21 protein-coding genes and 1 pseudogene are annotated in these 23,093 nt (G+C 71.4%); 4 read left to right on the forward strand and 18 right to left on the reverse strand.

The annotated features are described in order from the left end of the window. Positions 1–120: 120 nt before the first annotated feature. The gene (locus ACFYQA_RS08165; protein ID WP_388913617.1) at positions 121–2,712 is read left to right on the forward strand and encodes a CHAT domain-containing protein; all 2,592 of its coding nucleotides are present in this window, start codon (positions 121–123) and stop codon (positions 2,710–2,712) included. 36 nt (positions 2,713–2,748) lie between these two features. Here the strand turns inward: ACFYQA_RS08165 and ACFYQA_RS08170 are convergent, their stop codons facing one another. Beyond that, the gene (locus ACFYQA_RS08170; RefSeq protein WP_388913242.1) at positions 2,749–4,611 is read right to left on the reverse strand and encodes a LuxR C-terminal-related transcriptional regulator; all 1,863 of its coding nucleotides are present in this window, start codon (positions 4,609–4,611) and stop codon (positions 2,749–2,751) included. 171 nt (positions 4,612–4,782) lie between these two features. Between ACFYQA_RS08170 and ACFYQA_RS08175 the strand changes: the two genes are divergently transcribed. Further along, positions 4,783–5,868, forward strand: a complete 1,086-nt coding sequence (locus tag ACFYQA_RS08175) for a M12 family metallopeptidase (RefSeq protein ID WP_388913245.1) — start codon at positions 4,783–4,785, stop codon at positions 5,866–5,868. Positions 5,869–5,997: 129 nt separating this feature from the next. Here ACFYQA_RS08175 and ACFYQA_RS08180 read toward each other — a convergent pair whose 3' ends face one another. Further along, positions 5,998–6,189 carry a hypothetical protein gene (locus ACFYQA_RS08180; RefSeq protein ID WP_388913248.1) on the reverse strand — a complete coding sequence of 64 codons (192 nt, stop codon included), beginning with the start codon at positions 6,187–6,189 and terminating at the stop codon, positions 5,998–6,000. Positions 6,190–6,341: 152 nt separating this feature from the next. On the opposite strand from ACFYQA_RS08180, the gene ACFYQA_RS08185 reads away from it, so the two are divergent. Next, entirely contained in the window at positions 6,342–6,572 is a 231-nt protein-coding gene (locus ACFYQA_RS08185) for a helix-turn-helix domain-containing protein (RefSeq protein WP_388913251.1), read from the forward strand. Positions 6,573–6,821: 249 nt separating this feature from the next. Here ACFYQA_RS08185 and ACFYQA_RS08190 read toward each other — a convergent pair whose 3' ends face one another. After that, positions 6,822–7,169: a hypothetical protein gene (locus ACFYQA_RS08190; protein ID WP_388913254.1), complete on the reverse strand. Its 348-nt coding sequence runs from the start codon at positions 7,167–7,169 to the stop codon at positions 6,822–6,824. Positions 7,170–7,327: 158 nt separating this feature from the next. On the opposite strand from ACFYQA_RS08190, the gene ACFYQA_RS08195 reads away from it, so the two are divergent. Next, positions 7,328–7,573 (forward strand): GntR family transcriptional regulator, encoded by a 246-nt coding sequence (locus ACFYQA_RS08195; RefSeq protein WP_388913257.1) that lies wholly within the window; start codon positions 7,328–7,330, stop codon positions 7,571–7,573. Between the two features lie 112 nt (positions 7,574–7,685). Here ACFYQA_RS08195 and ACFYQA_RS08200 read toward each other — a convergent pair whose 3' ends face one another. The 15 genes and pseudogenes from ACFYQA_RS08200 to ACFYQA_RS08270 form a co-directional block, all read right to left on the reverse strand. Beyond that, on the reverse strand, positions 7,686–8,015 hold the full coding sequence (locus ACFYQA_RS08200; protein ID WP_388913260.1) for a hypothetical protein: 330 nt from the start codon (positions 8,013–8,015) through the stop codon (positions 7,686–7,688). Beyond that, the gene (locus tag ACFYQA_RS08205) at positions 8,012–8,491 is read right to left on the reverse strand and encodes a hypothetical protein (RefSeq protein WP_388913263.1); all 480 of its coding nucleotides are present in this window, start codon (positions 8,489–8,491) and stop codon (positions 8,012–8,014) included. Before ACFYQA_RS08205 ends, ACFYQA_RS08200 begins: the two co-directional genes overlap by 4 nt. Then, entirely contained in the window at positions 8,455–8,682 is a 228-nt protein-coding gene (locus tag ACFYQA_RS08210) for a holin (RefSeq protein WP_388913266.1), read from the reverse strand. The genes ACFYQA_RS08205 and ACFYQA_RS08210 overlap by 37 nt, the downstream gene beginning before the upstream one ends. Positions 8,683–8,741: 59 nt before the next feature. Then, positions 8,742–9,428: pseudogene (locus ACFYQA_RS08215) on the reverse strand (N-acetylmuramoyl-L-alanine amidase); the annotation flags it as partial. A gap of 66 nt (positions 9,429–9,494) precedes the next feature. Then, positions 9,495–9,995 (reverse strand): hypothetical protein, encoded by a 501-nt coding sequence (locus tag ACFYQA_RS08220; protein WP_388913269.1) that lies wholly within the window; start codon positions 9,993–9,995, stop codon positions 9,495–9,497. A gap of 9 nt (positions 9,996–10,004) precedes the next feature. Beyond that, the gene (locus tag ACFYQA_RS08225) at positions 10,005–12,731 is read right to left on the reverse strand and encodes a hypothetical protein (RefSeq protein WP_388913272.1); all 2,727 of its coding nucleotides are present in this window, start codon (positions 12,729–12,731) and stop codon (positions 10,005–10,007) included. A 1-nt stretch (position 12,732) separates the two neighbouring features. Further along, on the reverse strand, positions 12,733–16,032 hold the full coding sequence (locus tag ACFYQA_RS08230; protein ID WP_388913275.1) for a phage tail tape measure protein: 3,300 nt from the start codon (positions 16,030–16,032) through the stop codon (positions 12,733–12,735). 218 nt (positions 16,033–16,250) lie between these two features. Further along, entirely contained in the window at positions 16,251–16,784 is a 534-nt protein-coding gene (locus ACFYQA_RS08235) for a hypothetical protein (RefSeq protein WP_388913278.1), read from the reverse strand. Further along, on the reverse strand, positions 16,784–17,257 hold the full coding sequence (locus tag ACFYQA_RS08240; protein WP_388913281.1) for a phage tail tube protein: 474 nt from the start codon (positions 17,255–17,257) through the stop codon (positions 16,784–16,786). The genes ACFYQA_RS08235 and ACFYQA_RS08240 overlap by 1 nt, the downstream gene beginning before the upstream one ends. Before the next feature lie 9 nt (positions 17,258–17,266). Further along, positions 17,267–17,707: a minor capsid protein gene (locus ACFYQA_RS08245; protein ID WP_388913284.1), complete on the reverse strand. Its 441-nt coding sequence runs from the start codon at positions 17,705–17,707 to the stop codon at positions 17,267–17,269. Beyond that, entirely contained in the window at positions 17,704–18,051 is a 348-nt protein-coding gene (locus ACFYQA_RS08250) for a hypothetical protein (protein WP_388913287.1), read from the reverse strand. Before ACFYQA_RS08250 ends, ACFYQA_RS08245 begins: the two co-directional genes overlap by 4 nt. A 12-nt stretch (positions 18,052–18,063) precedes the next feature. Further along, complete coding sequence (locus ACFYQA_RS08255) at positions 18,064–18,381, reverse strand: hypothetical protein (protein ID WP_388913290.1); 318 nt, start codon at positions 18,379–18,381, stop codon at positions 18,064–18,066. Beyond that, complete coding sequence (locus tag ACFYQA_RS08260) at positions 18,381–19,049, reverse strand: hypothetical protein (RefSeq protein ID WP_388913293.1); 669 nt, start codon at positions 19,047–19,049, stop codon at positions 18,381–18,383. The genes ACFYQA_RS08255 and ACFYQA_RS08260 overlap by 1 nt, the downstream gene beginning before the upstream one ends. Position 19,050: 1 nt before the next feature. Then, positions 19,051–22,590: a hypothetical protein gene (locus ACFYQA_RS08265; RefSeq protein WP_388913296.1), complete on the reverse strand. Its 3,540-nt coding sequence runs from the start codon at positions 22,588–22,590 to the stop codon at positions 19,051–19,053. Between the two features lie 13 nt (positions 22,591–22,603). Further along, positions 22,604–23,047 (reverse strand): hypothetical protein, encoded by a 444-nt coding sequence (locus ACFYQA_RS08270; protein WP_388913299.1) that lies wholly within the window; start codon positions 23,045–23,047, stop codon positions 22,604–22,606. Positions 23,048–23,093 lie beyond the last annotated feature (46 nt).

Genomic DNA, 23,093 nt, shown 5'->3' on the forward strand with positions numbered 1-23,093 from the left:
CGTGAATCAGAGTCGTGGGGCGGCCGTTTGATACAACATCGCACCTGTGAGGCACGGTTGCGGAGCACTACCATCCATGAGGTGACAGCGGGAAGCGAACCGGTGCTGGAACTGCTGCCGATGGTCTTCGCCGACCCGGGCGAAGCCCTGGCGAGGGCGGAAAAGGTGCTGGGCGACCGCCCCCCGCCGCTGCACGCGTCCGTCGCCCACCAGGTGATCGGCATCTGGCAGCGGGACTTCGGCGACATGCGGCTGGCTCTGACCCATCTGCGGCGGGCCCGGGACTGGGCGGCGCGCGCGGACTCGGCCGAGCGGGAGGCGGACGTCCTGGGCACCCTCGGGGTGGCACTGGTGCACGCGGGGCGCACCCGGCAGGGCCTGGACGCCCTGGGTCGTGGAGTCGAGCGCGGCAGCGGGCACACACGCGCGCGTGTGCTGTTCCGGCGTGCCTATTCGTGGTGGGTGCTGGGACATCACAAGGAGGCGCTGGAGGACGTACGGCGGGCCATCACTGTGCTGCGGCAGGCGGACGACGTGATCTGGACGGCGCGCGCCCTGACTCTGCGCGCGACGGTGCATCTGGCGCTGGGGGCGGTGAAGCAGGCGAACGCCGACTTCACCGCGGCGGAGGCGCTGTGGGACACCACGGGCCAGGAACACGACAAGGCGGACGCGGTGGAGAGCCGGGGTCTTGCCGCGTTCCGTTCCGGTGACGTCCCGGCGGCGCTCAGGCTGTTCGACGAGGCGGAGGAGCGCTACGCCAAGCTCGGCACGCCGACGTTCATGCTCGACATCCGGCGCTGCGAGGTGCTGCTGGCGGCGGGACTGCCGTCCGAGGCTCTGGCGGGGGCGGACGCGGCGGTCAAGGCGCTCGACGGGATCGGCGGCCAGTCCACCCGCAAGGCGGAGCTGTTGCTGGCCGCCGCGCGGGCCGCCCGGCTGGCGGACGACCCGCAGACGGCGATCGCCCGTGCGGCGCTCGCCGTACGGCTGTTCGCGGGGCAACGGCGCACCTGGTGGGAAACGCACGCGCGGCTGGTGCTGATCGAGGCGCGGCACGCGGCCGGGCGCGGTTCGGGACGGCTGGTCGCGGAGGCGGCGACGGTGGCCGACCGGCTGGCCTCCCTGGGCGCGCCGGCGGCGCCGGAGGCGTCCCTGCTCGCGGGCCGGATCGCGCTGGACCTCGGCTGGACGGCGGACGCCGAGCGGCATCTCGCGGTCGCCGCCCGCAGCAGACGCAGCGGGCCTCCGCTCGCGCGGCTGACGGGCTGGGCCGCGCAGGCGTTGCGGGCGCAGGCGGCCGGGTCCGCGCGGGGTGTCCTGGAGGCCTGCCGTCGGGGGCTCGACGTGCTCGACGACCACCGGATGACGCTGGGCGCGTCGGAGCTTCGGGCGCGTGCCACCGCGCAGGGCGCGGAACTGGCCGCTCTGGCTCAGCGGGCGAGCCTGGTCTCGGGCGGGCCGCGGCGGCTGCTGGTGTGGAGCGAACGCTGGCGGGCCACCGCGCTGTCCACGCCGCCCACCCGGCCGCCCGCTGACCCGGTGCTGCTCAGCGGCATGACCGCCTACCGGGAGATCGCCGCCCGCGCGGAGGAGGCCCGGATGGACGGCAGGGCCGTGCCGGCGCTGGAGCGGGAACAGCGGCGCCTGGAACGGGAGATCCGCTCCCGCACCCTGCATATGCGCGGTACGGCGACCGACGGCCGGGGCCGGTTCGACGTCGGGGGCCGGTTCGACGTGGGCAGGCTGCTGCGGCGGCTGAGCGACAGCGGTGACGTCCAGCTGGTGGAACTCGCCGTGCTCGACGGGCGGGTGCAGGTGCTGCTGTGCGGGCAGGGGCGGGTACGGCGGTTCCAGGCGGGCCTGCTGGCCGCGGCGGAGACCGAGGCCGAGCATGTGCAGGCCGGGCTGCGGCGCCTCGCCCATCCGGGGGCTCAGGCGCGGCTGCCGGTGGTGGAGGCGGCGGGCCGGCGTCTGGAGGAGTTGTTGCTGGGTCCGGCGGCGGCGCATCTGGGCCCCGGTGCGCTGGTGGTCGTTCCGCCGGGGCGGCTGCACCGGGTGCCGTGGGCGCTGCTGCCGTCGCTGCGGGACCGGGTGCTCAGCGTGTCGCCGTCGGCGAGCGGGTGGCTGCGCGCGCGGGAGACCGCGCCGCCGCCCGGTGGCCGCCAGGTGCTGGTGCGCGGTCCCGGGCTCGCGACGGGCGGCGCGGAGGTGCCGGAGCTCGCCGGCCGGTACGGCGGGGCGAGGGTCCTGGAGGAGGACGACGCGAGGGTGGAGCGGGTACTGGAGGAACTGGACGGGGCCGAGCTGGCGCACATCGCCGCGCACGGCGAGTTCCGCGCGGACGGTCCGCTGTTCTCCTCGCTGCGGATGGCCGACGGGCCGTTGATCGTGCACGACTTCGAGCGGCTCGACCGCAGCCCGTACCGGATCATCCTGTCCTGCTGCGACACCGCGCGGTTCGCCAATGTGGGGGCCGACGAACTCCTGGGTCTGGTCACGGCGTTGCTGCCGCTCGGCACTGCGGGGGTGGTGGCGTGCAGCGCGCCCGTCAACGACGCCGCGGTGGTGCCTCTGATGCTCGCGCTGCACAAGGGGCTCGACGCGGGGCTGTCCCTGGCCCAGGCCCTGCGCGACGCGCGGGCCTCGCTGCCGGACGACGCGGTGCACCGGGCCACCGGGTGGGCGTTCTCGGCGTTCGGCGCGGCCTGAGCCGAACGGTCGGCCCCCGGCCCGGAGTACGAGGGGTCAGGCGGGCTGCGCCTGCCGGAGTTCGGTCGGCCGGAAGTCGGTCAGCCGGGGCAGGGCGGCGCGGTCGCTCGCGCCGAGGCGGGTGTAGGCGCTGTACAGGTGATTACCGACGGTGCGGATCGACAGGGTGAGGCGTTCGGCGATCTGCCGGTTGCTGAGGCCGGTGGCGGCGAGGGTGACGATCTGCCGTTGCCGTGCGGTGAGTTCGCCCAGGACCAGACCGGCGAGTGCCGGGGTGCGGGCGCCCTGGCAGCGGCGGGCGAGGGCGACGGCACGCGTGCGCGCGGTACGGGCGGCGCCCGGGTCGCGGTGGGCGACGGCGGCCTGGGCGTACGCCTCGGCCGCGAACAACAGGAAGCCGCGCCGCTCCAGTTCGCCGGCCACACGGTCCAGGGCTGGACCGTCGGCGTGCGTGAGGGCGGCGGCGTGGGCGGCGAAGACACCGGTGAGCCGCCCGGCGGCCCGCTCGGGGGTGCCCAGGCGGACGGCGTCATAGGGGTCGTGGGTGGTGTGGGTGGCTTGGGTGGCATGCCGGCCGCTCATGAGAGCGGCCGACCGGGCCTCGGCGAGGGCGAGTTCGGCTCCGGCTTCGACGGCCGCCCCGGCTTCGGCTTCTGCTCCGGTGCCGGTGGGGCCGGAGGGTGCGGAGACCGTCGTGCGCAGTCCCTCGCGAGCCCATGCGGCGGCTTCCCGCACCTCGCCACGCAGCCGCGCGTACCGGGCCCGCAGCGCCGCGTACCCGGCGGGCACCGGGACCCCCTCCGCGACCAGCCAGTCCCCCACGGGCGCCGGGACGGTCCGGACGTCGGCCTGTCCGATCAGCGCGGTGAGGGCGGCGGCCTCGGCGTCCAGGGCGGGCCCGTACTCCTCGGGGGAGCGTGCCAGCCGTCGTGCCCGCAGCCTGCCGGCCGCGGCCCGCAGGACGGGGCCGTGCAGGGGGTGGGCGAGACGGACGGCACCCTGGCAGTCGACGTGGACCAGGCCTTCGTCCTCCAGGCGTTCGAGAGCGGCGAGGTCGAGGGGGCCGGGGCCCACCGGGCGGCCCGCCGGGTCCGTCGGTCCCTCCGCACCCCTCGGGTCGTCCACGTTCACCGGCAGGGGTTCGGCGAAGGCGAGGCGGTCCAGCGTCTCGCGTTCGCCGGCGCCCTTGCGGGCGAGCAGGTCGGCGGTGTGCTCGCGGACGGCAGGAGTGAGCGGCACCGGGCCCCGCCAGGCCCACTCGTCCGTACCCGGTACACGGGTGAGGCCCTCATGTACCCGTAGTACCCACAGGAGTTCGCGCAGCAGCCGCAGGTCGCCGCCGGCGAGGCGGTGCAGCCGGTTGACGGTGAGAGGCTCCGGAGTCCGGCCCGCGCCCGCCGTGACCAGTTGTGCGGTCTCCTCACGGGGCAGCGGCCCCAGGGGCAGGCGGGGCAGCAGCTCACCGGTCCACAGCCGAGACACCGCGGCGGGCACGGGAGCTCCGTCGGTGACGACGATCAGGAGCCGGGTGTCCGACCGTACGGCGAGTTGATGGACCAGGGCGGCGGAGGAGTCGTCGAGCAGGTGGGCGTCGTCGACCAGCAGGATCCTTACTCCGGACAGGAGTCGGACCGCGCGGTGCAGGGTGACCGGTTCGGGCAGCAGGGAGGCGAAGGCGGCGAACGGCATCCGGTGGGCCTGCGGGATTCCTGCGACCCGGGCGCAGTCGGTGCCGCGGACGGCCTCGGTGACGAGCCGGGACTTGCCCCGGCCCGGCGGTCCGGTCACCACGATGCCACGCCGTGCTCCGGTCAACGACCCACGGACCAGCTGCAGTTCGTCCTCCCTGCCGATGAAGGGCCAGAGCGGGGAGGGATCCAGCGCCACCGCGTCCCTCACGGACTGCGTCCGCTCCCTCTCATGGGGCCAAAACAGCCTGTACGGCGTGGTCGTGCTTCCCGGCGAAGTCGTCACATCAACAGGAGCGGGGATACTCACGCCTGATACAGGGCGAGTTGAGTAGGCCCCGACTCAGGCGTCGGGGAACGTCCGTGGGGCACCCTGTTCGCCATGGCCCCTCGCTACTGCTCGCTGACGCGGCAGCCGGCCCCCGCCTTCGCTCCGGGGCTCGCCGCCGAGCGGCTCGGCGCGCTGACCGCCGGGCGGCGGATGTGGGTCAACGGCACCGTGCTGCACTACTGCTTCTTCCGCGGCGACACCGACGGGTCGGTCATTCCCGTGCCGGGAACCGGCCGGACCCGGTGGGTGTCATGGGGTGGCACCAAGACGCAGCAGGACGTGGTGCGCGAGTGCTTCGCCGAGTGGCAGGGCCTCGGGATCGGGCTCACCTTCACCGAGGTCCACGACCGCTCGGAGGCGGAGCTGCGCATCGGCTTCCAGTCCGGCGGCGGCTCCTGGTCGGCCGTGGGCAAGGAGGCACTCCTGGCGGGTCTGCACGAGCGCACCATGAACTTCGGCTGGGACCTGACCGAGCCCGGGGAGCGTGCGACTGCCCTGCACCAGATCGGGCACGCCCTGGGCATGCTGCACGAGCACCAGAGCCCCTGCGCGGGTCTCCACTGGGACGACGAGGCCGTGTACGCCGAGTTCGCGGGTCCGCCCAACCACTGGAGCCGGGAACGGACGCACCACAACATCCTGCGCAAGCTGGACGTGAACGAGGCCAACGGTCCCGTCTGGGACGCCGATTCGATCATGGGGTATGCCTTCGCGCCGGGACTGATACTGGAACCGGAGCAGTTCCGCGGGGGCGTGCATCCGCCCGGCACGCTGTCCGCGGCGGACAAGGAGTTCGCCCTCGGCTGGTATCCCCCGGCCGAACGGCCCGGCCCGGCCGCACTGGTGCCGTTCCGTTCGGTGCCGCTCGGTCTGGGCCCCGGCGAACAGGCCGACTTCCCCATCGACCCGGTGGAGACCCGCGACTACACGGTGGGCACCTTCGGCGACGGCGACCTGGTCGTCGTGCTGTTCGAGGAACGGGCCGGGGAGCCCCGCTACCTCGCCGGGCACGACGACGGAGGAACCCCGCACAACGCGACCCTCGCGGTCCGGCTCGTCAAGGGCCGCCGCTACTACGTCCGGATCCGCCTCTACTCCGCACGGGGTTCGGGCGAGACCGCGGTCATGTGCTGGTGACGGCACCGGTCCGCTGAACACGGACGCCACGACCACTGTCCGGCGCCGGGGGAGCGGCCGGGAGTCGGTCACCTTCGGGGGACAGTGTCGCTTAGGCACTGTGGAGGTGGCCGTCTTCCGGCCGCCGATTCAAGAGGGTGGGCTGTTAGTGACCTCGTCGACCAGATTCAGGGTGTCATCGAGGCGGGTCCGGAGTCTCTCGACAAGGAGGATCAGCCCGTCCGCCGGAAGCTGCGCAAGGTCGGCTGCGCGGGCGGAGTCGAGGTCCCTGCGGGCATAGTCACGGCGGGCCGCCTGGGCCTCGGTGAGGGGGTCGGGCATGAGGGTGGCACCTGCCAATGTCTGGCGTACGGACGTTGGAATGATCGACTGTGACGCGTGTCGGGCGCGTTGACAACAGTTCAATAGCTGTTGACGGGAAATGTACCAACACTGGTACAGACACTGATCATGGAACCAACCAGCGTAGATAGGTGCCGTCCGATCCGCTGCCCGCCTGGGTACTCACCCGCCGCCGGGCCATCGGGGACCGCGTTCGTGCCGCCCGCATAGAGCGGAAGCTCAGCCAGGAGAAGCTCGCCGAGCTGTCCGGCCTCGACCGGAAGACGGTCAACCGCATCGAGCAGGGCCACGGCACGCTCGTCGATCACCTACTGCTCATCGCGCACGCCCTCGACGTACCCCTCGCCGGCCTGGTTGGGTGAGCGGCCCGTCCCCGTCGGGGGTCGGGGTCGGGCCGCTCGGTCCCGCTACCGGCACGGCCGGCGTGCTGCGTGCCGGTAGCGGGGGTCTGGTGGGCTATCGGCCGAGGCCGGACGGAGCGGTCTGGGTCGGTACCCGCTTGCACCCACCCCGGCAGACGTAGATCGTGGCCCCGGCACCCGTCGCGCCAGAGTGGTTGATGCGCTTGGCTTGGTTGTCCTTGAGCGGCTTGTTGCAGCGTTGGCAGAACATCAGCAGCTCTCCCGTCGGTCCTCGAGGGCCAGGTCGCGCAGCGCGCGCCGGTCCGGGCAGCGGGCCTTGTTGCGGATGCAGCTCTGGCAGTGGCGTGCGTGCAGGAGAAAAATACGGCGCGCCTCCGTGCAGACGCACGGGGTGCAGCCGCGGGGCCAGATGCGGCCTCCCGACGTCAGCCGTTCACCCAGGTCCCGCGCGGTCTCGGCGGTCAGTGCGGTGCTGCACCACACGCATTCGGCGCCGCGCCGCTGCGGCTCGGTCAGGCCGATGACCTGCGGCAGCGGCAGCATGGGTAGGGCGCTGGAGTCTGTCTGTAAGGCGGTGGAGTCAGTAGTCTCTGCCATGTCGTCGCTCCTCGAAGCGTCGTCCACACCCCCGGCCGGTCCCACGGCGCGGGGGTCATTTGTGACCTGGACCATACCGCGGCTTACCGCGCCTTGCCGAGGTATCGCGCGGGTTCCTGCGGTCGCGCGGTGAGGCGCGGCTTCCTACGGTCAGTGGCATGAGTGACGATCTTGACCGGACGAGAGCCGTATGGCGGCAGGTGGCGCAGATCGTCATCGGCCGGATCAAGGACGGCACCTACCCGCCCGGCAGCCGGGTACCGGGCACGCTCGAGCTAGCCACCGAGCTGGGTATTGCTTCCTCGACCAGCCAGAAGGCTTTGGCCTACCTGCGGCGCGAGGGGTACCTGAGGGGCGAGGCCGGTATCGGCACGTTCGTCGTCGACCACCCGCCCACCGACTGACCCCAGACACGACAAAACGGCCCCCACCCTCCCCATAACTGGGGAGAGCAGGGGCACGTTGACGGGGCGAGACGTCCCGGGCCGGCCTCATACGCCGGGGCCGGTCCGGGGCCTACACACCAGTGCGGTAGTGGTCCTCCACATCCTGGGGAGGGGGCTGTGGCGTCCCGCCCAGGGTGGTCACCTGGTCTCGCAGGACGAGCGCCCACCGGCTGATCGACCACAGGACCCCGCGGGTGCGGGTTTGCTCCTGCCGCAGTTCGGTGCATTCCTCCTTGAGCCGCTCCACGGACGCCTGCAGAACTGACAGGTCGATGGCCTTCGCCGTTGGGGCGGTAGAGATGCGGGCTGCGGCGCGGGACCCTCGAACGGAGAACCACCCCGCCACGATCGCGGCGAGGACAGCGGCTACGGCACCTGCGACACCGACGAGTGGACTCATCCGGGTTTCCTCTCAGCCCCCCGGCGAGCAGTCTTGCGAGGTACCTCCTCCGGGACACGCGAGGCCCAAACGATCATTGCCACGTGAGATGTGGCGTACCAGATGAACGGGAAGATCCCGCGCGAGTAGAACCCGGTGGCGAACGAGACGGCGTAGGCGACTGCCCACACGGTGGGCGGGACGAGCGCGGCCACGAATCCCCATCGGTCGTTCCCCACCCGCAGGAACGCGCTGATGGCGGTGATGCTGCCGCAAACGATCCACAGCCACGCCCAGGACTGGAGGGAGCACCTCATCGTGAGCAGCTCCAGCCCGTCGCCGGAGGGCGGGTCGACGATGAACCCTGCGCCGTAGCAGACCTTGCCGACGCCGAGGATCAGGAGAGCCTTGCCGCGGCGGCCCAGATGCTGGATGAGCCACCGGGCCGCCCGGCCGGGCATCAGACGTCCGAGCGCGGCGTATGCGGCGCCGCCCACCCGGCGATCGCCGCCGCGGAAGCAGGGACGAGGGCGAGGACGAACGGCTCCAGCGCGTCCGGCATGCCGGAGATGAGGGACGGGTCGTCGGTGACGGCGCCGAGGATCGCGAGTCCGGCGAGGCTGGCCAGGTAGGCGAGCACGCTGGACGCCTTGACCTTCTTCTCGATCGGGGCAGAGGCAGATGCCATGGTGATCCTCACTTCTTCTCGAGCGCGGTGACGCGCTTCTCCAGAGCGGTGAGCCGCTCCTCGGTGGTGGGCTTCGGGGTCGGGGGCTTCGGCGCGGGCGGCTTCGCGCCGGGCGACCAGCTGGCGGGGTGCGTGAGGCGCTCGGCGACGCGAGTGCGGATGGTGCTGTGCCCGGGGTAGCCCGGGCCGCGCGGGTCGACCTTGCCGGGCTGCCACTCCTCGTGAGCGATGACGGAGATGGCGCCCTTGCCGTCCTTGTTCCAGCCGTGTTCCCGGAGCACCGCGGCGGACGCGCGGACGATCGCGTCGACCTGGGCGGCCGGCCACAGGTCGACGTTGTCGCCGAGGTTCTCGCACTCGAAGCCGTAGAACCTGCTGTTGCCGTCGGTGTTCGCCTCGTTGTCGGCGGGCAGCGGCCGCTCAGCGATGACCGCCCGGAGGACGTCGTCGTCGCCCAGGCCGGCGTGGTTGGCCCGGCCGTAGCCGACCAGGTGCACGCGGCCGTCCTTGGTGATGACGCCGTGACAGAGCGGGCCCGGCAGGCCGGAGTAGCCGCGGCGGCATATGTCTACGGTGACCGCGCTGCCCTTCGTCACGGTGTGGTGAATCATCACGCCGTGCACCGGGCCCCAGGCCCTCGTCTCGCTGGTGCGGGTGTGGGTGTGCCAGTCGCCGACCTCGACGACGGTGACGCCTTCGGCCTTCAGTGCGGCCAGGAATCTGGCGGCGGTCAGGGGTGGTGCCATGGGCCCTCCAGGGCATGAAGAAGCCCCGAGCCGTTCGGCCCGGGGCGCGTGCGTGCAGGGGCGAGATCAGGCGGCGGCCTCGTACGACCCATGCAGACGAATCGCAGACCCGGACGCCCACGTCCACGGCGTGACCGCGTCGATGACCCCGGACGAGTTGGGCACAGCGTCGTCGTACCGGCGGCCCGAGCATTCGATGACGAACTGCGTGGCACTGTTCAGGCGGGCGCGGACTGGCATGCGGGTCGACGGACCGGACAGCTCGATATCCCCCATGCCGGTGATCAGCATGGCCGACGATGCGGCGACTGGGGCTGAAAACTGCCAGTTGTCGGTGGTAGTGCCGCCGCCGAAGTTGGTGGTCGTCCCGAAGGCGATCTCCAGCCGGTAGTACACCGTGCGGGCGGCGACCGCGTAGCGGGCGGTGACGTTCGCGTTGTTGAAAGACGGCGTCGCCGCACCGGACGTTGTCGCCCAGACCGGTGTCCAGTCCTGCCACGTCGGGGAGATCGACCCCAGCCGGGTCGCGGTGATCCGCATCCCCGGCTGCCAAGGCTCGTACGGCATGCTGCTCCTCTACAAGGCGACGATGGTGGGGGTGGCGAGCCGGACATCCGCGCCCGCCGCGTGGGATTTCACAACACTGTTGACGGCTCGAGCGACGGTGAACGTCTGCGGAGACGCGGCGCCGGTGATGGCGGTCACCCGCATCACCTCACCGCCCACCCGAACGTCGAACGGGAACTCCCCCGGGCGCGTGGCCGAAGTGACCCACGCGGGGCCCACGGCGGTCGCCACGGACAGCGTGGTAACAGCCTCACCCACCGGTGCGGCGAGTTGGCTGCCGTCCGTATCGACCCGCCCCAACTCGGCGTCCCCGACGACCCCCACCCGCCACGGCGACCCGGGCGCGCACACCAGATTCACCGTCCACGTGCGGACCCCGATCTCCTCACTGAGACCCTGCACAATCAGATCCACCGGCCCCGGCGGCAGCCAATCCGGCAGATCCGTCAGCCGGATCAGGTCGCCCTCAGTGAGCTCGAGGACCGTGGGGATCAACTCCGGCGCCCGGTGCAAGCGGATCGAGACGACTGGATACCGGGCCTCATCGACGGTGCCAAGGTGCAACAGCCACCACGCCATCGGCTCCAGCTGATCGTCGCTGTCGAGATTCAGCGTGACGCTGTCGTCGTAGCGGCCCACCCCCAGCGGCGGGTCCTCCACCGACAGCGGTCCGCTGGTCAGTTCCGCCCGCCCCGACGACCCGCCCGTTCGCTGGACCGTCCAGTCGTTGCGGAGGGTGGAGTCGTCGTCGATCGGCTCCAGCCCGCCCAGGCCCCGCTGACGGTACGACAGCGTGAGAGCCGGCTGCTGGTTGTACAGCGACCCCCGCGACCGGTACTTCAGCCCCAGCCGCTCCCGATCCTCCACCAGCATCCCGCCATCGGCCTGCTCGCACTGCTCCAGCTGCTCGAGCAGCGTCCCCGGACGCTGCGGACCCATCCGAGCCGTCTCGCCCGGCACCCCCGCCACCGCGATCGACAGACCCTCCTCAAGCGAGAGGCGCCGCAGCCGCGCGGCCGCGGTCTCGCCCAGGTAGCCGTCGTCGGCTCCGTCCATGATCTTCGTGTCAGTCGCCTGGAAAACGGCGAGATGACCGATGGCGGTGTCGTCCATGCCGGCCCCGAAGGCGCTGCTGATACGGCGGACGCGGCCGACCTGACCCGTGAAACTCGTGGTGTGGAAGACGCCGACGGAGGAGACGTTCATCCACCCGAGGTCGACCTGGACGGTGCCGCTGACCTGTCGGGCGAAGAGGCGGACTCGGTTCTCGCTGCCGAAGAAATTCGGCGTGCTGCCAGCCGTGGAGTTGATGAAGAAGAGCTGTGCCCCGTCCGAATCGAACGCTTTGACCTGCACATTGTCCGTCTGAACCTGCACGGTCCACCGAACAGCCGTACCCGTGGTGTGGACCTCGAAGAAGGTGGCGAGCGCGACCGGCGCGGTCGGGATGCGGTAGACCATCTCGACCTGCCACGGGCCGGTGCCCACCGCCGGCGGCGGTACCTCTGCCGACAGGATCGCCCCGGGCTCCACCACCGGCAGCGGCTCCGACCCCGAGAAACTGTCGTCGGAGGACATCGCGAAGTTGGTGAGCCGCATCGGCTTCACGCCCGCTACCGGGCTGTACGCCTGAGTCGCCTCGGAGTCGTCCTCCATCGGCCAGTACGCGATCAGCGTCGGGTCTGAAGGGATCCGCCGCCGCAGCGTCGACTGGAGCACCTTCTTCCCCTGATTCAGCCGCCGCAGGACGCCGGCCGCCTCGCCCTCGATCGTGATCAGCTGACCGGCCCGGTCCCACCGCGGCGGCCAGTCCGAGTATTCCCCGGAGAACAGGATCCGCCAGGTGCTGATGGCCGCGCCCCCGGACAGCGACCACACCCGCCCGACCGCATCGGTGAAACCAGCCGCGCCGACCGCCTGCGCGGTGAAATCCACGTCCGCGACCAGGGTGCCGTCGATACCGTTCCGCATCTGGAATCTGTAGATGCTGCCGTCCGGGGGCTCGAGACCGATGCTCGCGACATCGCCCACATGCAGCGGCGCCGACGACGCGTACGTCGGTGCGGTGCCGCCACTGCCGGACGACGCGAGCCCGAGCTCGGTCCACGGGCCCGCGATCGACGGGGCCGTGTAGTGGGTGTACACGCCGGTCGCCGCATTCCACGTCGACCGCAGGGCGATCCGTCCGGAGGCGGGGAAGGGGATCGGGCTGGTGGACCCGTACTGGACGAGGCCGATTCCGTCTGTGCTCCGGCGCAGGGTGAGCTCACCGCTGCTGCCGATCAGCATGAGCCACGACCGCTGATCCCCGGTCAGGCTGTACTTGCCGCACAGTTCGACGATCTGCCCCGGGCGCGGGCGGAGCGCGACCTCGATGCGGAGGTCGATGCTGCCGGTGACGTCCAGGACCCCGGTGTCTGGGGTGGCTGCGCGGGCCGTCCGCTGCCCCTCCGGGAGTAGCAGGCGCGGGGCGCCGGCGTGTACCGCCACCCGCATCGGGGTGTTTTTGCTGAGCAGCCCGTAATACGGAGAGCGCGGGTTGCGCGGCGAGAAGCGCCCTTCGGGGGAGCGCAGGGTGAGGGTGCAGGACGCCGGATCGACGCCCTGCCCCTCACCCGACTTGCCCCGGGCGTGCGTGATGATGTCCCGCAGCTGCGCGTACTCGGTGACGTCGACCCAAGTGCCGCCGATCTGGAATGCGACCTCGGTGCCCAACGAGTCCTCGGGAAACGCCATCTCAGCCGTTCCTCCTTCCTGCGAGTACGAGGTCGACGTCGCCGCCGCCCTTCTTTCGTACGCCGCGGCGCATGCTCTCCATCACGAACTCGTCGGCCTGCCGCCCGCTGGACCGGAGTTCGAGCACGACCCGCTGGGATGCGGCCGCGCGGGCGCGCCCGCTCGCCATGTCCCACGAGCCCGGCGCCGGCGTCTCCACCAGACTGGCCATGCTGCGGTTGACCGCGGACCGTTGGCCCTCCACGCCCCGGATCAGACCCTGCGCCGTGTGCACACCGATCGCCGCCATCACGCGGCTGGGGCTCTTGATCCCGAGAGCCTTCCGGATCGCCGACGACATCCCCTTCGCGATCCTCAACATCGTCGACTCGATGTACTTCTGATGCTTCGTAAGGCCCTTCACCAGACCCTCAGCAGCCTGAATCCCCGCCTTGTACATGGCGTCACCAGCCGTCGTGCCTGCCTGCCCGGCAGCCTTCACGAGCGTCGACTGTTGGGCGTTGATCTGCTTGATCTGGGAGCTGTTGGCGTTCGCCAGAGCGGCAGCCGAGGAGGCCCCGCCCGTGACGCCAGCCTGCGCGATCTGCGCAATGAGGTCGGAGCGGACGCCCTTCTTCCGCAGCGTCGCGAGGTGCTTCGCGAAGGTCACGGCGGCGGCCGTGTCCTGCTTCAGCCCGGCCAGGATCGTCTCCGCCGTCTGGGCCCAGCCGCCCGAGTCTTGCTTCGTGATGTCGGCGTCGGACAAGACGCCCTTCTTCACATCGGCGACGAGCTTTGACCGCTCCTTCTTCAGGTCGTCGAGCTTCTTCCGGGCATTCTTCAGCTGGCTGGCGACCTTGTCGGCCCAGTTCGCGTTGAAGACCAGGTTGTTCGCGTCCTTGTTGATCCGTTTCAGGGCGGCCCGTTCCCGCTTGCCGGTCAGTGCGTCCTTGACGATGTCGACGAGCTTGTACGACGCGGCCTTGACCTGCTTCGTCGAGCCGGTGAGGCCGTCGACCAGGCCGCGCGCGATCCACTTGCCCTGAGCCGCCGTCACCTTCGACGGCGACGAGATCCCGAGGGCCTTCGCGATCGGGCCCGGGATGACCGACTTGGCCCAGCCGATGATCCGGTCTCTGATCCAGCCGCCCATGCCCTGGATACCCACCCACAGGCCCTGGACGACGTTCCTCCCCTTCTGGGTGAGCAGCCCGGACAGGGACCCGATCCCGGCAGAGATCCGGGACGGCAGTCCAGCCACCCACGTCACCAGACCGAGGGCCCTCTGGACGGAGGCGTCCCGGAAGCTGTTCCAGGCCGCGACCGCACGCAGGGTGATCGCCAAGGCCAGCCCCGACAGAGCGTTGCTCGCCCGGCCAGGCAGGCCCTGCACCGTTGTGATGAAGCTGTTCCACGTACGGCTGACAGGGCCGCTGATGTACTTGGACCACAGGCCCCCGAACCAGGAGCCGACCGCACTGCCCAGGACGCTGAAGACCGCGCCCGCCTGGCCGGCCTTCTCCGACACCCAGCCGGTGAAGCTCGACCACCAGCGCGGCACGTTCTCCACGAGCGCGCTGATCAGCGACGAGACGAAGCCCACCATCAACGAGATGCCCGCGGCGGCGATCGCGGCCGCGGCGAGCGCCGGCAGGGCCACCAGCGCCATGGTGATCGCCGCAGCGAGCGCCGCGATCTTCAGCACCTGCGTCGGGTTCGCCATGATCCACTCGGCGACCGTCTGGCCGGCGCCCATGATGCCCTCGATCATCTTCGGCGCCAGTTCCTTGGCCTTCTCCAAGAGCTTCTGCCCCAAGAGCGGCACGAAGGCGACGATGCGGTCCGCCAGGCCCCCGCTGTCGGCGTTCTTCCCGGCCTCCGCCCACATGCTGCCGAGTGCCTTGCCTGCTACGTCCTTCACCTTGCCGAAGGCCGGGATCACCTGCCCGCCGAGGAAGTCGACGACGTTCTGCTGCATGTTCCGCTTGAAGGATTCCAACCGGGTGCCGGAGTTCTCGCGGAGGGTGTCGCCCATCTTGTCCGCGGCCCCACCCACCTTGCCCAGAGCATCGGATGCACTGGCCGGGTCGAGGGCGAAAAGAGCGTCGCCCAGGTCCTCTGCCTTGGTGCCGAACAACTCGACAGCCAAGGCGTTGCGTTCGACGCCGGGCTCCATCGTCGCCAGGGCCTGGAGGGTTTGGTCCAAGGCCTCCTTGGCCTGGTCGCCGCCGGCGGCGACCTGCTTGAAGAGCTTGTCGCTGTCGAGGTGGAGGGTGTCCCACGCCTTGCCGATCTTGTCGGACCCGGCGACGGCCTCGATCGAAAATTCTTTGATGGCGTCGGCGACGATGTCCGTGTCGCGGGCGCCCGCCTTCATGCCCTGCGACATCAGGCCCGTCGCGTCCTTCGCGCTCAGGCCCATGTTCCGGAAGATCGTGCTGTATTCGTTGAAGGTGTCGGCGATGTCGTCGGCCCTGGGGCCCATTTTCTGCAGGCCCACGGTCATCACGTCGAGCGCCTCGCGGCCGTTCTTCGCGATCCCCGTCTTGATCATCTGGCCGACCGCGTTCGACGCCTGCCCCAAGTCCAGCTCGAAGGTGCTGGCGAGGTCGGAGACGTTCGTCGCGATGCTCTTCAGCTGCGCATTCGTCGCGCCAGGCGGGGCGATCCCCGCCCGCATCACAGCCGAAATCGCGTCCGCGGCACCCTGGAAGTCTTCCGTGACCGCGTCCGCATACAGCTGCCCGGCGAGCTTGCCGTACCGCTGCGCCTCCGCGGGCGTCGCACCCAGCTGCGCACCCAGACGGCCAGTGATCCGCGACTGATCCATCGCGTCGGCCATCGCCGACATCAACATGGCGCCAGCTACAGCGCCGATCGCAGCCGCACCCATCTTCAGCTTCTCCAGGCGCCCCGTGGCCGCAGTGGTCGCCTGGTCCGCACCCTGGTCTGCGCCCTGCTCGAGCCCGTCACCGAGAGCTTGGCCCGCCTGCTGGCCACCACGACGAGCCGCACCCTCCGCCTCAGCAGCCGCAGCCGTCACCGCGTCGACCAGCTCGCCACGCATGTTCCGCCACTGGCCGTCAGCGCCACGCACGAGGCCCTGCCCGAGCAGGCGGCCCGCATCCTCGCCCGCACCGTCAGCGCCACGCACGAGGCCCTCTCCGAGCTCCTCCCCGGCCTCCTGTCCGGCACGCTCGGCATCGTCGCCCACCTGCTGGCCCGTGCTGCGCATCGCCTGCTCTACGCGGCGCAGAGCAGGCTGTACGGCACGGTCATCGACGGCCAGGACGACGTTGAGTTCACCAGCGGTCAGCGCCATGAGGGCTCACCTCCTTCGGGTTCTGCGGTTCTTGGGTTCCTCAGGAGGTGGTGCGAAGTGCCGGTACAGGCGGGACTCGCAGCTGAGGAGGCCGAGGATGCGGACCTGGAGCCACCGCCAGGTCCGCTCACGGAGGACACCGGACTCGGCGTCGATGCCGTACTCCGAGTGGAGGTCGGCCTCGATCAGCGACCACTGCTCCAGGAGCCGCTCCCAGGTCAGGTTCGAGAGGCTCCCCGACCGCGCCCGCCCCGGCGTCGGGAGCCCGCCCTCGTACCACTCGTAGAGGCCGGTGACCGGGTCGTACTCGCCCCGCCCGACCCCGAGATGGCGCGCCTCTCCTGCGCTCTCCGGGCCTCCCGGTTCGGCGCTTTTCCCCCCGGCTGCTGGCCCGTCTTCCAGAACTCTTCGGCGGTCTCCTTGTCGGAGATCACCCAAAACATGCTGGTCAAGGCCACGTGCTTGAAGCGGGACCAGCCCACGCCGTCCGCCAGCATCTCGTCGTACGCGTCGCCGAGACACATGCGGTACAGGTCCCGCTCCTCGTCGTCGTCCAGGACCGGGGCGTCCGGGCGCTTCTCCCCGGCGGCGAGGCGGGCCGCCAGGGTAGTGACGCGCTCGATGCGGATGCCGTCCTCGGCGGGCGGGTCCTCGATCCGGTACACCCGGGTCTGCCCGTCGCGCCCCTTCACCGGGAGCTCCAGGTAGTCGTCGAGGAAGGCGTCGAGCGCCTCGAAGGGCTCGCCGGCCATCAGGGCGCCTGCGGGTTGTCGATCGGCGTGAGCTTGCCGCAGCCGGTGAAGGTGATCTCGACCTCGCCGAGGGCGGTGTGCTCGCCGCCGCTCGGCTGCCAGTTGGGGATCGCGCGGCCCTCGTAAGCCTCGGGGAGGCCCTCGCGGTTCATGTACCTCAAGTGCACCTTATTGGCATCGCCCCACGCGAAGTGCGCGAGACGGATGGCCTCGTGGACGGGGTGGTAGACCTTCGTCGCCTTGTTCGCCTTCCGGCGGATCGTGACGCTGACCTCCCAGGACTGGCCGGTCTTCTCGTTGTCGTTCCAGCCCTCGCCGTCGTAGTCGCTCGAGTCCTCGAGGTTGGGCTCGCTCGCGGGCTGGAATTCCCGCACTCCGGGGCAGAGCCGCCAGTCCGGGGCTTCCGTGGTGCCCATGTTGACCTCCAGTCGCCATTCGCGGGCGAGCTCGGTCTCCTCGGTGGGAGTGGACATCAGGTCCTCCTAGTCGTTCAGGTGGGTCCCGGACCTGACCGTCCGGAAGTAGTAGTTGCCGACGAGCTCCATGCGCCCGCGGCTGTCCTGGCCGATCCACGCCTGCGAGTTGCGCCAGGAAATCTCCACCCACACGCCCCGGGCATCCCAGGAGCGCCGGTTGTGCAGGACGTTGAACACGCTGTTGGCGAGCTGGATCAGGTCGAGCGGGTTCGTGCCCGCACGCATGCGCACCTGGATTCCGGTCACGGAGTCCGTCGAGTCGTCATCGCTGACCGGGTACGGGGTCAGCCCGATCACCCGGTCCGGGCCGTCCGGCACCCGCCCCAGGACGATCCCCGTACCGCCCGCCGGCAGGACCCCGGACGGCTCGTACGTCCCGACGCCCTCGGCAGCGAGCAGCTCGGCGACACCGACCAGGAGGTCGACATCGTGGGTCTCCCCGCTCACCGCAGCGCCCGCCTGATCTGGGCGGCGATGATCGCGTCGACCTGCGCGCGCTCCTCGTTGAGGCTGTTCTCCAAGTACTTGGCAGTCCGGCCGGGCGCGTGCCGCCACGTCAGCTCCTCGTGCTGACGGACCGCGTACGGCGTGTTGTAGCTGACCATCGCGGTCAGGGTGGCCTCGTCGACGCTGGCCATCCCGGACCGCTGGAGCGCGTCCTCGTCCAACGGCACGCGGTCGTCGCTCACGCCGAGGACGTGCTCAGCGCCGAGGAACACGCCCCGGGCCGCGGCGGCCCGCAACTTGCGTGCCACCGGGGCCCCGTTGAACCGCACCCGCACCTGAGCCATGGCCGTCCCCCTTCACTCGAGTTGGATTTCCAGGTGGTTGGGGGTGCCGAGGCGTTTGCCGTCGCGTCGCTTGGCCTGGATGACCGTCGTGGTCCGGCCGCCCGGGAGGGTGACCCGGGACAGGGGAGGGGCCGTCACCGTGAGGTCGGCGTACGCGGTCGACGTGGACGTCACCTGCTCACCGCCCGGCGTCCGGACGGCCCGGGTCTGCTCATCGAGGAGGCAGGGCACCGGGGTGGCCGTCCCGTAGACAGGGCCGGTGCTGGACTCGCCGGCGTACGGCTCCACCATGATCGTGTGGATCAGGTACCGGCGGGGGATACGGGCCATCAGTAGCCGCCCGTGGACGCGATCCAGCGCAGCTTGTCCGAGGGGATGGTCTGGATTGCGCGGACGAGCTTGGGTGCGTAGTAGTCCGGGCTGCTGCGGTTGTCGCCAGCGCCGAACTGCAGGCTCACGGAGCCGAGCGTCACGCCTTGGAGCGGGCCCGCGATGTCCGTCTCCTCGCCGACCTCACCCCAGAATTCCACCTGGGCGCACGTGGCTTCGGCGAACGCGGCCTGGACCACCGGGTCGGTCGGCATGCCGTCCGCGTCGGTGTCGTAGAGCGCTGCCTTCAGGAAGTCTGAGTCCAGCAGCTCCGTCGCGCGCTCGAGGAGCTTCACCGCGTCCAGCGGCGGCGCAGCGTGCAGGAACACGGCGAGCTGGGTGGTCGTCGCGTACGAGCGGACGTCCGCCATCGTCGCGGGCGCCGGCGCAACGGCAACCGTCTCGGTCTCCACCGACGCACCCGTGCCCGCCACCGTCCACCGCAGCAGCCAGATCCCGGCCAGCGTGTAGACGACAGGCGCCGTCCACACCGCGCCACCCTCGGCGGACGTCACCACGGGCGTGTCCGTCGTACCGTCCGGCCGGGTCACCAGCAGGGCCGCCGTGGTCGTCTCGTCGGCCGGTGTCACGGCCAGCCGTGCGGTGACGAGGTCCCCTACATCAGGCACGTCAGCCTCCTCCGGTCGATGTGGCCGCCAGGTGGGGCCCGCTGGTGCTGGTGGTCAGGGCCGGACCGCTCGTGCTCGTGGTGAGCACCGGCCCGCTGGTGGTGGCGTCCAGGTGGTCGGCGGGCCGCTGCCGACGGCCTGTCATCGGCCGGGCCTCGCCCCGTTCGGCCGCCCAGGTGAGGCGAATCGCCGGGCCGATCAGGGCCCGTGTCGTCTCGGTGGCGATGCCGAGGTGGAGGCGGGTGATGGAGCCGAGCTGCCCGGCTTCGTCGACCGCGACCGCTGTCTGGAGCGCGCGGGTCTTCCTGCCCGCGAGCGGCCGGACGGCGCTGGTCTCAGCAGCGGCCGTGAGCGTGGCCCGTTTCCGGCCGGTGACCGGACGCGCTGCCACGGTCTCGAGCGCGGGCCCGCTCGCGCGCGTCTTCCCGGGGCGGAGCGGCCGGGCGGCCGTCTCCTCCTCCGCTGTGTCGACCCGGCCCGGGATGAGTAGCTGCTGCGCCTGGCTGTTCTCCACGGCGGGCCCGAGCGGGCGCCGCTTCGCTCCGGCCAGGGCCTGGCTGGAGGTCGCTTCTGCGGCAGTCCCCAGGGCGAGCGCCTTGCGGCCCGTGACCGACTGCGCAGCGTCCACCCCGCCAGCGGCGGGCAGGGGCTGCGTCTTGCGGCCGGTCACGGGCCGAGCCGTACCGGTCTCCCGCGCCCGGTCGAGCGCAGTGACCGACCCGGCGGCCAGAGTGGACGCCTCCGACGTCTCGGCTGCGGTGGGCAGTGCCCGGGTACTCGCCCGGCCGAAGAGGAGAGCCGTGCTCGTCTCTTCGGCCGGGGCGAGCGCCTGGTAGAGGCCGCCTGCCAGCGGCCCCGCGGTAGACGTGTCGGCCGCCCAGCCGAGCGTCTGCCGCTTGGCCCGACCCACCGGCCGGGCCTCACCCACCTCACCCGCCACGCCCTGCGTGGTGGTCTTCGACCGCCCCAGGAGCAGGGCGGTGCTGGTCTCTTCGGCTGGGGTCAGCCCGGACGCCGAGGCGAGCGGCTGCGCGGCGCTCGTCTCCCCAGCGACACCGAGCGCCTCAGCCTTCCGGCCGACGAGCAGCTGACCGGCGGTCGCCTCGGACGCGGTACCGAGGGCAGCCCGCTTCGCCGCGGTGAGCGGCTGCGCGGTCTCCGTCCCAGCCGCGCCCGCGAGCGCGCGCGCCTTCCGCCGGCCGAGGGGCTGGCTGGCCGCGCTCTCCCCGGCGGGGTCGAGTGCGGCAGTGCGTCCGCTGGCGAGCGTGCGCGCGTCCTCGGTCTGTACCGCGGCGCCAAGGACGATCTGCTTGGCCTGGCCGAGCGAGCGGGCCGTCTCCACGGCCGTAGCCCCGGTAAGCGCCGTCTGCTTCGCCCGGCCGAGAGCCTGCGCCGTGTCGGTGGCCGTAGCCGCCCCGAGAGCGGACCGCTTGGTTCCGGCGAGGGCATGGCCTGCCTCGGTGCTGGCCGCAGGCGTCAGCGCCCGGGACCGCGCGCGGCCGAGCGCCTGGGCGGCGGACGTCTCGCCCGCGGTGCCGAGCAGCAGCGTCCGCCGGCCGGTCAAGGCCTGCGCGGCGGAAGTCTCCACGGCGGTGCCGAGCGCCAGTGTCTTCCGGCCAGCCAGGGCCTGCGCGCTGCCCGTCTCGGTGGCTGGGACGAGGTCCGCCTCCGTGCCTCCGCCGGGGACAACGTTGAAGCTGTCGAACTCCGCGAAGTCGTCGACGCCGCCGTCGCGGTGGGCGATGAGCTGCACCTGCAGCGTCGTATCCCCCACCCACACCGGGGAGGTGATGGTGCGCCGGCTGGTCCACGTCACCCCGTCCGGCGACGTGTCCCACATCAGCTGGCCGCTGGCCTCCCGGACCCGCAGCCACGCATGCTCGATCGGGTCGTACGGGATCGTGACCTGCTCCGGGTCCCAGTACGCCGTACGGCTGGCCATGATCAGGGTCCCGGCGACCGCCGACACCTCGAAAATCGCGTCGGTGCCGAGCGTGGTCGTCTGGATCAGCAGCTGTGCCCACGCCTCGTCGGTCGCCCCGCCGGCGGCCGGTGGCCAGAGGCGGACGTGCGCCGACGACTCGCGCAGCCGGTACGCCGGATCGGACGCGAAGGCGTTGTAGCCGACGTTGCAGGCGACCCGGGCCCGGCCGCCGACCTCGAGGAACCCGCCGGCCTCGTAGGAGTCCGGCCAGCGCACCGGGTCCACCACGCCGTCGTCGAAGGCGTCGACGAGCGCGCTGATCGGGGTGCCGGGCAGGGCGGCGGCGACCGGCTGCGCGGCGCTCGTCTCCGTGGCGGTGCCGAGCGCCATCGTCTTGGTACGGCCAAGAGACTGCGCGATGCCCGTCTCGGAGGCCGTGCCCAGCGCCTGCGCGGTCGCGGGCACGAACTCCACCAGCGCCCACAGGGTGCTCACCCTGCGCACGGTGGTCTGGGAGACGTTGCCGCGGTAGCCGACCTGCAGACCCTCCAGCGCGGCCGGCGACCAGGCCGCCCCGGTCTGCGGGTTGGTGTACGCGGTCAGGAAATACGGGCGCGGGGACACCCCGGAGTGCACCGACCACGCGGTGTTCGCCACCGACACCGACGCGGACTCGGCTACCGTGCCGCCCGCCTGGCCCTTCAGCCGGTAGACGATGCTCGCGGCCGTCGCCGCGTTCGACGCGACCCGGCCGCCGACCTGCACCAGCGTGACCGCGTCCCCCGAGCCGATCCCGACCGCCGCCGGGGACTCAACATTGAAGTCGTCGATGGCGGTCGTACCAGTCACGGCGGTCTGGTTGTAGGACGTCGCGTCGTCCGGCGTCCGCTCGGCTACGCGGGTCCAGTTGTTCGCCGCGCCGGCCGTGCCGCCGACCGCGGTCGCCCACAGGTTGGCGTCCCCGGCCGCGTTGGGCCGCAGGTGCACCACGTTGCCGGGCCCGGGGAGCCCGTTCTGCACGCTGCCGGCGGTGTCGTTGATCGCGACGTCGTCGATGTACAGGTCGGTCGTCGCCGCGAGCTGGACGCCCATGCGCACGCGACTGACCCCGTTGGTGTTGGTGCACAGGGCGTCGGCGAACAGGGTGCCGTCCAGGTAGCCCTTGAAGGCGGCCACTCCGGCGGTGAGGGCCCCGGCGACGTCGGTGTAGTCCAGCTCGATGCGGTACCAGCGGCCCAGATCGAGCACCGGGGAGGTGCCCGCGAGGGTGGTCTCGACGAAGCCATCCCTGAGCACCAACCGGCCGTCAGGCTGGAGCCGCAGCAGCGCCGGGAAATACCCGCCCTGGCCGATGCTGTAGATGTTCGTGTTGGTGCTCGGGTAGGCGTCCACGCGCAGGTACAGGCGGTGCATGCTCCGCATGACCAGGCCCGGGGTGAACTGATGCTCCACGAACCCCGTGGCGACGGTGGGGTTGCAGCGTAGGGAGGCGGTGCCTGCGCGGCGCACGGTGGTGGAGATGGACGGCGTACCGGTGACGATCGCACCAGAGTTGACGCCGGCCTCCGCTGAGGTGCTCTGCAGCTCGAAGCCACACGTCCACAGCCGTCCCATCATCCACCCCCGTGTGTCAGGCCGTCGAGGTGGCCCGTGCGAAGTCCGAGATGGTCAGCGTGAAATCCGACCCGTCCGGCGTCATGCTGACGTCGTGCTTCGTCAGCGGGATCAGGTCGGCGTCCGTACCGCCGGTGGTGTCCGGGTCGTAGCAGATGACGACTGCGCCGATCGGGGCGCCGGTGGCGGCGGTCCAGGTGACGTCGGCCGCGTCCAGGTTCACGCGGTCGTTGGTGTCGTCCACTGTCGCCGTCACCCCGGTGAGGGGCTTACGGCCCATGCCGGTCTGCTCGTTCGACGCTCCCGCGAGGAGCGCCTGCAGGTCGTCGTAGTCCCGCATCGTGGCGTCGTCGACGAGGCCGGCGGCCTCCAGCGGCACCATGACGAGACCGTCGGACGCGGCGGGCAGCGAGGCGTAATACGCCGTCCTGCCCAAGGCCACGTTGAAAGTGATGTTCATCCGTCCTCCAGGCATGCGGAAAGGGGGCCACCAGGGCCCCCTTCAC

The organism is Streptomyces sp. NPDC005774, assembly GCF_042871645.1.
In the GTDB taxonomy this organism is placed as follows: Bacteria; Actinomycetota; Actinomycetes; order Streptomycetales; family Streptomycetaceae; genus Streptomyces; species Streptomyces pratens.